This is a genomic window from Flavobacterium sp. C3NV (assembly GCF_046825355.2).
GTDB lineage: Bacteria > Bacteroidota > Bacteroidia > Flavobacteriales > Flavobacteriaceae > Flavobacterium.
The window spans coordinates 70,035-82,476 of record NZ_JBKQBJ020000007.1 but is presented as its reverse complement, the minus strand read 5'-3'; the positions used below and the strand labels follow the sequence as shown (position 1 = coordinate 82,476).

The 12,442-nt window shown below is 34.0% G+C and carries 10 protein-coding genes; 8 read left to right on the top strand and 2 right to left on the bottom strand.

What is annotated here, in order from left to right:
* The first annotated feature begins 129 nt into the window (after positions 1-129).
* The 5 genes from ACIDC4_RS12105 to ACIDC4_RS12085 all read left to right on the top strand — a co-directional run bounded on the left by ACIDC4_RS12105 (position 130) and on the right by ACIDC4_RS12085 (position 4,522).
* Positions 130-621 (top strand): nuclear transport factor 2 family protein, encoded by a 492-nt coding sequence (locus tag ACIDC4_RS12105; RefSeq protein WP_412045226.1) that lies wholly within the window; start codon positions 130-132, stop codon positions 619-621.
* A 262-nt stretch (positions 622-883) separates the two neighbouring features.
* Complete coding sequence (locus tag ACIDC4_RS12100; RefSeq protein WP_230034635.1) at positions 884-2,266, top strand: ammonium transporter; 1,383 nt, start codon at positions 884-886, stop codon at positions 2,264-2,266.
* A gap of 408 nt (positions 2,267-2,674) precedes the next feature.
* On the top strand, positions 2,675-3,352 hold the full coding sequence (trmB, locus tag ACIDC4_RS12095; protein WP_026982683.1) for a tRNA (guanosine(46)-N7)-methyltransferase TrmB: 678 nt from the start codon (positions 2,675-2,677) through the stop codon (positions 3,350-3,352).
* Between the two features lie 41 nt (positions 3,353-3,393).
* Positions 3,394-4,029: a LysE family transporter gene (locus ACIDC4_RS12090; RefSeq protein ID WP_230034634.1), complete on the top strand. Its 636-nt coding sequence runs from the start codon at positions 3,394-3,396 to the stop codon at positions 4,027-4,029.
* Positions 4,030-4,195: 166 nt separating this feature from the next.
* Positions 4,196-4,522: an MGMT family protein gene (locus ACIDC4_RS12085; RefSeq protein WP_412045225.1), complete on the top strand. Its 327-nt coding sequence runs from the start codon at positions 4,196-4,198 to the stop codon at positions 4,520-4,522.
* 189 nt (positions 4,523-4,711) lie between these two features.
* Here ACIDC4_RS12085 and ACIDC4_RS12080 read toward each other — a convergent pair whose 3' ends face one another.
* Both ACIDC4_RS12080 and ACIDC4_RS12075 read right to left on the bottom strand, forming a co-directional pair.
* Positions 4,712-6,037, bottom strand: coding sequence for a sensor histidine kinase (locus ACIDC4_RS12080; protein ID WP_412045224.1), 1,326 nt, complete (start codon positions 6,035-6,037; stop codon positions 4,712-4,714).
* Positions 6,038-6,186: 149 nt separating this feature from the next.
* Positions 6,187-7,542, bottom strand: coding sequence for a sigma-54-dependent transcriptional regulator (locus ACIDC4_RS12075; protein WP_412045223.1), 1,356 nt, complete (start codon positions 7,540-7,542; stop codon positions 6,187-6,189).
* A 157-nt stretch (positions 7,543-7,699) separates the two neighbouring features.
* Between ACIDC4_RS12075 and ACIDC4_RS12070 the strand changes: the two genes are divergently transcribed.
* The 3 genes from ACIDC4_RS12070 to ACIDC4_RS12060 all read left to right on the top strand — a co-directional run bounded on the left by ACIDC4_RS12070 (position 7,700) and on the right by ACIDC4_RS12060 (position 12,415).
* Complete coding sequence (locus ACIDC4_RS12070) at positions 7,700-8,947, top strand: efflux RND transporter periplasmic adaptor subunit (RefSeq protein WP_412045222.1); 1,248 nt, start codon at positions 7,700-7,702, stop codon at positions 8,945-8,947.
* 181 nt (positions 8,948-9,128) lie between these two features.
* The gene (locus ACIDC4_RS12065; protein ID WP_412045221.1) at positions 9,129-9,836 is read left to right on the top strand and encodes an ABC transporter ATP-binding protein; all 708 of its coding nucleotides are present in this window, start codon (positions 9,129-9,131) and stop codon (positions 9,834-9,836) included.
* A gap of 149 nt (positions 9,837-9,985) precedes the next feature.
* Positions 9,986-12,415 carry an ABC transporter permease gene (locus ACIDC4_RS12060; protein WP_412045220.1) on the top strand — a complete coding sequence of 810 codons (2,430 nt, stop codon included), beginning with the start codon at positions 9,986-9,988 and terminating at the stop codon, positions 12,413-12,415.
* The last annotated feature ends 27 nt before the right edge of the window (positions 12,416-12,442 follow it).

The window sequence follows — 12,442 nt, the reverse complement described above, 5'->3', positions numbered from 1 at the left end:
CCACAAGGATAAGCTATGTCTCTATGTGTTAGAAAATTGCGCAAAGAAACTTTTTAAATGAACTTACATTACTTATATGGTGAAAGAATACTGCAATATTCCTTAACTTTAAATCCAAAATAAAACCTCATGAAAAAATCAATCTTACTTTTATTATTCGTTGCGACTTTTGCAAATGCACAAACTTCTGAAAAAGACAAAGTCAGTCAAACTCTCGATGCATGGCATAAGGCTGCTGGTGATGTAAAATTCGACGCGTACTTTGATTTGATTGCCGAAGACGGAATTTTTATTGGAACCGATGCTACCGAAAACTGGACCAAAAAAGACTTTAAAGTGTGGGCAAAACCGTTTTTTGACAAAGGAACAACATGGAATTTTACTGCCCTTGAACGTCATATCTTTTTTGATAAATCAGGAAAAATTGCGTGGTTTGATGAATTGCTGAATACGCAGATGAAAATTTGCCGTGGTTCTGGTGTTTTGGTAAAAGTGGGGAAAGAATGGAAGATTCAGCATTATGTGTTATCGATGACGATTCCGAATGACGAAGTGGATGCGGTTACTAAAATAAAAGCGCCAATCGAAGACATTCTGATTGCGAAGCTTCAGAAAAAATAAACAATTTCGAACTTTCTTATTATAATCCTAACTTTTCTAGTGCTTTACAGCGCCGTATATCAATTTAATTATAATACAATTGGCAATTTTATCCGTAAATTAGAAGTTCAAAATAAGATACTCTCAAAAAAACGGATCGAATTTTACAAAATTGACTAAAATAAAAGGTCGCCCTCTATTTTATTAGCCCTGAAAATCAAAATCTTTATTTTTTTTTAACTTTGACCCCAAAAAAAATAGGGTTAAATAAAGTATTTGAAAAATGAAAATAGAAAAACGCTGGATCATCTCCTTTATTATTATAAGTATTGTTTGTATTACTGGCGCATTTTGGCCAACAGTTACTGAAAATAGTTATGTATTATCTGAATTTGGCACTACGGATCATATTGTTCCTGCCGATGTTGCCTGGATGCTGACCTCTTGCTGTCTGGTTTTGATCATGACGCCGGGATTATCTTTTTTCTACGGAGGAATGGTAGGCCGAAAAAATGTGATTTCGACCATGCTGCAAAGTTTTATTTGTCTGGGTGTTGTAACACTTTTATGGGTTGTAGTGGGCTTTAGTCTGGCTTTTGGTGATCCTGTAGGTTTTGGCTCGGGAGAGCATTTTTATAGCTTTTTTGGGAATCCAACCACTTTTGCTTTTATGGATTATGTGGGGGTTTTGCCTCATAAACAATTGGCCAATACGATTCCGTTTATGTTATTTGCTTTGTTCCAAATGAAATTTGCCATTATTGCTCCGGCAATTATTACGGGTTCGTTTGCAGAACGTGTTCGATTTATCTCTTATTTACTATTCATTAGTTTGTTTACGATTTTTATATATGCTCCTTTGTGCCACTCGGTTTGGTATCCTACGGGGGTTTTAGGAAGTTATTTTGGCGTAAAAGATTTCGCCGGAGGAACTGTAGTACACATGAGTTCAGGATTTGCTGCTTTGGCAGGGGTTCTGGTTTTAGGAAAAAGAAAAAATAGCGATCATATCCCTACCAATATTCCGTTTGTATTATTAGGAACCGGAATGTTATGGTTTGGATGGTTTGGGTTCAACGCGGGTTCTGCGCTTGCCGCGAATGGAACTGCTGCAATGGCTTTTGCCACAACGACAACTTCATCAGCCGCCGCGATGTTGACCTGGGTTTTCTTTGATCGAATGAACGGTAGAAAAGTTTCTGCTCTTGGCGCTTGTATTGGTGCTGTTGTAGGTTTAGTTGCCATTACTCCTGCAGCAGGATTTGTATCGGTTCCTGAAAGTATGTTCTTTGGTTTCATCACGGCTTTGGTTTCTAACTCGGTTGTAAATTGTCGTTTCTCTAAAAGATTTGACGATACGCTTGACGTTTTTGCCTGTCACGGTGTGGGTGGAATCATGGGAATGATTCTAACCGCCATTTTTGCTCATGGTGAAGATGCAAGTTTACTTCATGGTGGCTGGAATGTTTTTGGTCACCATATGATGGCATTGGTTCTGGTTTCGATCTTTACTTTCTTCGGGGCTTATTTCTTGTTTAAAGTAACGAACTTTATTATTCCGCTTCGTGTTTCTGAAGAAAACGAACATATTGGTCTTGATTTATCGCAACACGATGAAACTCTTGATCCAAAATTAAAACCTATTACTGAAGCGCATTACGGGTAAAGAAAGTTTGCCACAGATTTCACAGATTAAAATGATTTTTTTTTGATTAATCGAAAATATGAATGTGTAGTCCCTACGGGACATGTCTGGCGTGGTAACTATTATTTTCTACCAATATTTAACTCCTAACGGAGTATATCTCGTAGAAATTAAATATTGGTAAAAAAAAACGACCGTAAGTTTGTCCCGTAGGGACTACATTAATTAGACAATTTTAATTAAAAAATCATTTTAATCTGTGAAATCTGTGGCAAAAAAAAACAGCCAGGAATTTCGATATTTTGTCTACAATACATACAAAAATGAATTCGCGAAAATTCGTGTAATTGGCGGCAAAAAACTTTAAAACCCAATTGCGCTATTTTCATTCGTTTATATTCCTTAATTTTGCTGAAAATTTTTGTAAAAGTGGGAAGTAAAAATAAACTAAAAAGATTCAGAGAAAACGAAACGTTTCAAAACGTTTTTCAACCAACCAGAGAAGAAGTTGTAGGCGATTTAATGCCTCTGAAAGGAAAATGGAACTCTGATTTCTTTAAAAATGATAATCCTTTAGTTTTAGAATTAGGATGTGGAAAAGGAGAATATTCTGTTGGATTGGCAGAAAGATATCCTGACAAAAATTTTATCGGAATCGATATCAAAGGAGCGCGTTTCTGGAGAGGTGCTAAAACTGCTGTAGAAACCGGACTTCATAATGTGGCTTTTATTCGTACTCAAATCGAATTGATCGATCATATTTTTAATGAAAATGAAGTGGATGAAATCTGGATTACTTTTCCGGATCCGCAAATTAAATACAAAAGGACAAAACACAGAATGACTAACTCTGAGTTTTTGAAATTGTATAAAAAAATCCTTAAAAAAGACGGTGTTGTAAACCTAAAAACCGATAGCGAATTCATGCACGGTTATACGCTTGGATTGCTTCACGGTGAGGGACATGAGGTTTTATACGCGAACCATAATGTGTATACAAACGAAGGAAGTCCTGAGGAAGTTACTGCTTTTCAGACTTTTTACGAGAAACAATATTTAGAAATTAACAAGGCAATTACGTATATTCGCTTTAAAATTAAAGACTAATTTAATTTTAAGAACGTTTTTCCAACCCATTAAATAACTGAATGGCATTACTTACCCCATTACTTTCAGGTTTTATTGCCGCTTTCATTGGGATTATTCCACCGGGATTAATCAATATGACGGCCGCAAAAGTGAACATGAAAGAGGGGAAAAAGAACGCTTTATGGTTTGTTGCCGGCGCGGTTTTAGTAATCTTTTTTCAGGTTTCTTTAGCCGTTTTATTTGCGCAGGTAATCGACAATCGCCCTGATGTGGTAACATTGTTGCGTGAGGTTGGATTTGCTATTTTTTCTATTCTTACGATTTACTTTTTGTTTATCGCAAAAGAGCCAAAAGCCAAGAAATCGAAGATTAAAAAGAGCAGCAAAAAAAGCCGTTTCTTCCTGGGAATGCTATTATCCGGTTTGAACTTCTTCCCTATTCCGTATTATGTTGTAGTGAGTGTTACGCTGGCTTCTTACCATCTTTTTGCATTCGAAAACAACATTATTTTTACTTTTGTATTCGGGTCTGTTTTAGGTTCGTTTGCGGCATTGTACAGCTACATTGGTTTCTTTGGCAGAATAGAAAAGAAAACTGATTATCTGATGCGAAACATGAACACTATTATAGGAAGCATTACAGGTTTAATTGCTATTGCAACACTTTTTAATATCCTGAATTACTATTTTGGGTGAAAGTTTTTTAAGATTAAAATTTTAGGTTTATAAAATTGAACCATTAAGTAATTAAGAAAAATAAAGCACTACTTTGTGAAACTTCACTTTCTTAATTATTTTTAATAAAAGTTAAGCTTTGACTTCATGAACCTTAATATCTTAATAGTAAAAATAACTTAAACGTATGGCTGAAGATAATTTTTTTGAACGCGTTTATGCGATCGCCAGACAAATTCCGTACGGGAAAGTAACTTCTTATGGCGCTATTGCGAAAGCTCTTGGAACCGCCCGTTCTGCGCGAATGGTAGGCTGGGCGATGAATGCGTGCCATAACATGGAAGATGTTCCGGCGCACAGAGTTGTAAACAGAAAAGGTCTCTTGACCGGAAAACACCATTTTGACGGAACTAATTTAATGCAGCAACTTCTGGAAAGCGAAGGTATTGAGGTGGTCGATAATCAAATTATAGACTTGGAAAAACACTTTTGGACGCCTGAGGTTGAATTATAAAGGTTTTCACCATATAAGTTATATAAGTTCATTTAAAGTATTGTCTTGATTCACTTTGTCATTTAATCTCGCAAAGACGCGAAGTCGCAAAGTTTTATTTTTAAATTTTCTTTGCGACTCTGCGTCTTTGCGAGAGATTTATGCGTAATGCTTAATATGAACTTATATCACTTATATGGTGAAAAAAAATCAAATCAAACAAATCACAAAGCTTGTTTTATCTTCATCGGTTTGGTAACTTAAGTAACCTCCGTGTGCTTCGATGATGTTTTTAGAAAGCGTTAAACCAATTCCCGCGCCGTCTTTTCTGGTGGTGAAGAATGGCAGAAATACTTTTTCCCGAATCTCTTCGTCGATTCCTTTTCCGTTGTCTGAAATGGTGATAAAAAAACGATTATTATCGGTGTAACTGGACAAGAACATTTTCTTTTCTGCCTTTTCTTTCAAGGCATAAACACTGTTGGTTATTAGATTAATAATCACTTGTTCGATCTGGCTTTTATCAATCAGGATAGATCTTGGACTGCTAATTTCATTGACCAATTCGATATTCTCCGCTTTCAAAATCGGGTTCATGATGCGCATACAATCTTCTAAAAGTAAATTTATTGGCGTCATTTGTTTCGTTGGAGTCGGAAGCATGGCTAGTTTTCGGTAATTTTCGACAAAAACCTGCAAGTGATCGCTCCGATTGATAATGGTCGAAATACTGCTTTTGATATCGTCGAAATCATCTTCTTCGAGTTTTTCCTGATCGACAATCTGCAGTAAATTCTGCGAAAGCGCACGAATTGGGGTTAAGGAATTCATTAATTCATGCGAAATGATTTTCATCAGATTAATCCAGGCTTCTTTTTCTTTTTTCTCAATAACGCGCTGAATACTATCCAATAAAATAATAAAATATTCTTTTTCATAAGTCTTTGTAGAAGATGTCTGCAATACAAATGTCTGTACATCCTGTTCTTCTATTTTAATCGAAATTGCCGATTTCAACTCTGTAAATTCTGTTTGCTCAATCTCATTGCAAAGTGATGGCAAATAATTTTTAAGGTATTTCCAATGACTTACTTTTGGCACTTTAAATAAACTGGAGAAGCAATCATTCATTAAAAAAATACTCCAGTCATCGTTCTCTTTTTCGAGAATTAAAGTTGCTGTATCTATATTATTTAAAATGGACTGATAAACCAATTCTTTTGAAGTCTGCTCTTGCTGCTGGTATTTTAAAGTATTGTATAAAAGATATAAGTTGCTAAATTTCTGTTCCTTATATACTGGCGGAAAATTGGTCGAAAAATCTTTTTGCAAAATTGAAAGCAATATTTTATCATAAAATAAAGAGTGATTTTTGATATAAAAATACATCTCGAACAATAGCAAGATTATAAAAAAAACAACCAAAATTGCATTGTAATAAAGCGTTTTATAAATTAAAAAAACGCAAAAGAAAAAGGGAATCATAATAAAGAGAACCCTTATAAACAAAGCATTATAAAATTTCCAGTTTTTCATTATTTTATTTTTTTATTGGCATCTGTAGCTGAAGATTTAACCGCAAGGTTCGCAAAGGTTTCGCAAAGTTCGCTAGAAACAGCTTTGCGAACTTAATAAAACCAATTACAAACAAACCTAAAAAATACCTTGCGTGCTTTGCGGTAAAATTAATTTTTTAAGTCATATTTCTCGATTCTTCTGTATAAAGCTGCTCTTGACAAACCCAATTCTTCGGCTGTTTTACTAATGTTTCCGTTGTATTTGAAGAGTGTTTTTTCGATCGCACTTTTTTCCATTTCTGATAACGGATTCTCATCGTTTTCCTGAATTTCTTCGAAATCTAAAATATCCAGATTGGTGACTGAAATAGTATTATTATCAGCCAAAATCAAAGCGCGTTCTATTTTATTTTCCAATTCACGAATATTTCCTTTCCAGGGATATTTTTCTAAATATGGTGCTACATTGTCTTCAAAATGCCATCCCGAAGCTTCAGGACCATGATTGTATTTTTCGGCAATCTTATCCAGGATAAAATGCGCCATGGGTACAATATCATCTTTTCGTTCGCGTAACGAAGGCAAATGAATTTCCATTGTATTGATGCGATACAGCAAATCTTCACGGAACGTTTTGTTCTTAACCTCAGCTTTTATATCACTGTTTGTTGCTGCAATTACGCGAACATTCAAAGGTCTTGGCTTACTTTCACCTAAACGGGTAACGGTTTTGGTTTGCAAAACGTGTAATAGTTTCGATTGTAAATGCAACGGAATATTCCCTATTTCATCCAGAAAAATAGTTCCGCCGGAAGCTATTTCAAATCTGCCGGCAGTATCTGTTTTAGCATCTGTAAAAGCGCCTTTTGCATAACCAAAAAGTTCGCTTTCGAATAAATTATCGCTCAACGATCCTAAATCAACATGCACAAATGGCTGTGCTTTTCGTTCTGAATTGAGGTGAATAAACTCTGCAAAAACATATTTTCCGGTTCCGTTTTCGCCCAGAATCAAAACATTGGCATCTGTTCTGGCTACTCTTTCGGCAATAGAATAGGCTTGTTTTATTTTAAGGGAATTGCCAACAAAATAGTTTTTTACCGGTTTTTCTTCCGGCACTTTTTTGCTGTTTTTTCTGCTTTCGGCTACAGCCTTATCAATTATTTCGAGTAATTTTTCGTTATTCCACGGTTTTAGAACATAATCAAAAGCACCAATTTTTATTCCTTCAACCGCAGTATCAATTTTACCAAAAGCGGTCATTAAAATCACGACGGTTTGTGGCGAAAGTGTTTTTATTTCTTTGAGCCAGTGAATCCCTTCGCGCCCATCTTCGAAACCAATTCGGTAATTCATGTCTAATAAAACCACATTTATTTCATTTTCATTTAAAATAGAGATGATTTTTTTAGGACTATTTTCTGTAAAAATGGTTTCAAAATGTTTTTTGAGAATCATTTTTGCCGAAAAAAGAATTTCTTCCTGATCGTCAACGATTAATATTTGGGCTTGTTTTTTTCGCATGATGTCTTTTTTTGTTCGATAACGAACGGTCAACTGTTCATTATCGAACACTTCTTTTTTGAATGGTTTTTAAAGCTTCTTTAAAATCAACACTTTACAAATAATAATTTTTATGGCACAGTATTTACCTATTGGTAATCAGTAAATTATTAAAGAAATGGACAAAGTAATTCCTCGTAAAAATAGAAAATTTAGATATCTCACAATAGCAATTGGAGTTTTTTTAGTTTTGGCAACAATCGTCTTTTTTTCGTTTAACACTAAAAGAAGTTTAAATGTAAAAGCAGAAGAATTAAGTATCCAGAAAGTCGAAAAAGCTTTTTTTGAAGATTTTGTTGTTTTTCAGGCTAAAGTAGAACCTCTGAACGTGATGCTTGTAAATGTTACAGAAGGAGGATCTGTAAAAGAGATTTTTGTCGAAAATGGCGCCATGGTAACTAAAGGTCAATCGCTGGCACGTTTATACAATCCAAATACCGAATTGAATTACCTGACTCAGGAAACTGCCATTATCGAACAAATCAACAATTTGAATACCGGAAAACTAAACATTAGAAATCAGGAATTAAACCTCAACAAAGATTTGGTTTTAATTGAACACGATTATAATGATGCCAAAAGACTGTACGATATGAATGCCCGATTGTATGAGAAAGAGGTAATTTCGAAAAATGACTGGAATACTTTTAAAGAAAGCCTTCGTTTTCAGGAAGAACGCAAAAGAACGATTCAGCAAAGTATTCAAAAAGAAAAACAAACGAATCAAATTCAGATTTCGCAAATCAATCATTCGATTCAAACCATGGAAAAAAGTTTGGATATTTTAAGAAATAACAAAAAGAATTTCCTGATTATAGCTCCGGAATCCGGTCGACTGACTTCGTTTCAACCCGTTTTAGGAAAAACATTTCAGGCTGGAGAAAGCATCGGAAAAATAGATTCTAAACAAGGTTATAAACTTACCGCTGATGTAGATGAATTTTATCTTGAAAAAATACGCGAAGGTTTGAAAGGTCAGGTAGAATTTAAAGGAAAAAACCTTGAAGTTTTAGTTACCAAAGTAATACCGGAAGTTAAAGGAGGACATTTTATAGTAGAACTGGCTTTTACCTCTAAAGATGCTATTGCATTACAAGACGGACTTAGTTTTGGTGTCAAGCTAATTTTATCAGAGAAAAATAAAACTCTTGTTATCCAGAAAGGAAGTTTTAATCAGGAAACCGCAGGAAAATGGATCTTTGTTGTAAAAGGAAATAAAGCCGTAAGAAGAAATATAAAATTAGGAAGAGAAAATCCTTCGTATTATGAAGTACTGGAAGGTTTGAAAGAAGGAGAATCTGTGATTACTTCATCTTATACAGACTATAAAGATATCGAGGAGTTGTCGATTAGTAGTTCGCAGTAAAACAGTTTTCAGTCTCAGTTTTCAGTTAAAAAATTTTGCCACGAATTTCACAAATTTTCGCGAATTTTTATTCTGATAGTCAAAAAATTAATTCGTGCTAATTCGTGAAATTAGTGGCAAAAATAAAAGTTTCAATCATCAATCAATCAAAAAATAATCAATAACAACTAAAATTAAAACTATGATAACAATTCAAAATTTAACCAAAGTTTTTAGAACGGAAGAAGTAGAAACTTCGGCTTTAAGCGGGATTTCTTTAGAAATTAAAAAAGGTGATTTTCTTACTATCATGGGACCTTCTGGTTGCGGAAAATCGACTTTACTAAATATCATTGGTCTTCTTGACAGTGCTTCTGCTGGAAGTTATAAATTATTAGATCAGGAAATGGTGGGTTTAAAAGAGAAAGGAAGAGCTATTGTTCGTAAAGAAAACATTGGTTTTATTTTTCAGAATTTTAACCTTATAGATGAACTTTCAGTTTACGATAATATCGAATTGCCTTTGCTTTATAATAATGTAAAAGCATCAGAAAGAAAACAAAAAATCGAAGCGATTGCCGAGAAGCTTAATATTTCGCACCGATTAAAACATTATCCGCAACAACTTTCCGGAGGGCAACAACAAAGAGTTGCGGTTGCAAGAGCTTTGGTAAACGATCCTAAAATTATTCTGGCCGATGAGCCAACCGGTAACTTGGATAGTAAAAATGGTAATGAAGTGATGGAACTTTTAACGGATTTGCACGCTAAAGGAGCTACGATTTTGATGGTTACCCACTCTGATTATGATGCTTCTTTCTCGCAAAGAACGATTCATATGAAAGACGGTGTGATATTTTCTGAAAAATTAAATCAGAGAAATGTGGATGTTTTTATGGACGCTAAATAATTAAAAAATGATCAAATTTATTGTAACCGCAATCTTATTCCTGGTGGGATTTGTTTGCAAAATATTAGCAATGATATAAAAATCCGGCAGGTTTAAAAGCCTGTTAGATTACATTAAAAAGCAACTGTAACAACTATAATAAAACTATCATGATTTTTAACTGGTTTAAAATATTTATATATCATTTAAAGCAAAACAAACTGTTTTCGTTTTTAAATGTCATGGGATTAAGCATTGGGATCGCCGGTGTAATTTTTGCCATTTTATACTGGAACAACGAAAACGCCTACGATCAATGGAATCCTGAAAAAGAAAATGTATATCAGGTTTTAAATAAAATTGGCTCAACTGGAGATACATGGTCTTCAAGCACGATACCATTTGGAAAAACCTGTAAGGAAACTATCCCGGAAATTGAACAAATCAGCTTCTTTAACTCCTGGTATAGTGATGGTCTGGTAAAATATAAAGGCCAAAAAATATTTGATAAAAAAATAACCGTATCAGACAATGGTTTTTTTGATATTTTCCTTTTTCCAATTGTAAAAGGTGCCAAAACAAATATTCTAAAAGAAAACAACAGTGTTGCTATTTCTGAAGAAACAGCGAAGCAAATTTTAAAAAAGGAAGATCCAATAGGTCAAACACTTAATTTTAATAACAAAGATTATATTGTAAAATCGGTTTACAAAGTTATACGCCCTTCTTCTGTTGAACCTAATTTTGTGTTTGGAGGAGTAGTACGTGAAAGTGATTTGGATCAGTGGGGAAATTTTAGTTATGGTTTATTAATTAAAGCTAAAAAAGGGACTGATGTAAATACTCTTTTAAAGAAAATGCAAAACGTAAACTATGTCAATAGAACTCTAAAAGATGCAAAAGCAAATGGCCAGACTCCTGAACAATATGTAAAAGAAAATGGAGAAATAAGCGTTATTTTAGATCGATTAGACGAAGCTCGCCTGCACAGCACAAAATCTTCACAAGGAAAAAATTTCCCTGAAGGAAAAGGGAATTTGCAATTGCTGTATATTATGGTTGGTTTGTCTATTTTGATTCTAACCTTGTCTTTAGTAAACTACATCAATCTGGCAACAGCCTCTGCCATAAAACGCGCTAAGGAAGTTGGGGTTCGTAAAATTGTAGGTGCTACAAAAAAGCAAATTACACTTCAATTTATATTTGAAACAGCCATAACTGTGACTTTGGCGATTCTTTTTGCCTTAGCAATAGTAGAACTGTCACTACCTTATTACAACAACTTTTTACAGAAATCTCTAACTATGAATGGCAGTGAATTTTATCTGCAGCTTATTTTTATATTTGGATTAGTGATCCTTCTTGCGGGTATATTTCCTGCTGTTTATATCTCGAATTTTGAAACCTTAAAAGTTTTAAAAGGAAACTTCTCCAGAAGTAAAAGCGGTATCTGGATTCGAAATTCGATGTTAATTTTTCAGTTTGGCATTGCGGCATTTTTTATCATAGGCGCTTTAATTGTAAACTCACAGGTAAATTATATGATGAATAAAGACCTTGGTTTTAGCGGTGATCAGGTAATCAGAATTCCATTTAATTATCAGGATTATGCTAAAAAAAATAAAAAATATCTTGTTACCAAACAAGAAATCCTAAAAATGTCGGGGGTTATTGACGCTTCTACTTTTGCAGGATCTTTTGGAAACAGCAGCAAATCAAGTTCAGGACTTACATACAATGGTATTTTTGTACAACCCCGAAATATAGAGATGGATTTTGGCTTTCTTGATATGATGAAAATCAAGATTGTTAAAGGCCGTGATTTATCTCCACAATATGCCTCAGATACTGTAAGCAACTGGTTAATAAACGAAACCATGGTAAAAAAACTAGGGCTCAAAAACCCTATAAATACTATAATAAGTTCCGGTTGGGGAAATGAAAAAGGAAACTTAAAATTTAAAATAGTGGGCGTTGTTAAAGATTTTAATATAACCGGATTACAAGATGAAGTTCCTCCAATGGTTTTTATTAATCTCAAAACATTAAAATGGAATAACTTTGACGATATTTATGTAAAGGTTTCTCCTGATAATTTGACCGAGACTTTAGCCAAACTAAAATCTTATTGGGAGAAAAATATCAATCAGGATTTTCCGTTTTCCTATGAGTTTGTAAATAAAGACTTTGCCCAAACCTATCAGGAACAAGTAAAACAAAAGAATTTGTTTTTTATTCTAAATCTTGTAGTAATTATTATTGCTGTTTTTGGATTATTTGCTCTGGCTTCTTTTTCTATGGAAAGAAGACTAAAAGAAATTGCAATAAGAAAAACACTGGGCGCAGAAACTGATGCTTTGCTAAAAGAACTTTCAAAACAATATGTTGGTTTTTGTTTGATGGGATTTGTAATTGGTATTATACCGGCTTACATTTTACTTCAAAAATGGCTCGAAGATTTTGCCTTTAGAATCAATATTTCGGTTGTTCCGTTTAGTTTTGCTCTGATTGCTTTGGTAGTACTCACTCTGATTATTGTTTTAACAAAAGCCTATCAGGTTACCAAAATAGATATCCTTAAATATTTAAAATACGAATAAGCTTGTAGACCATTTTTTTTTCAAGAA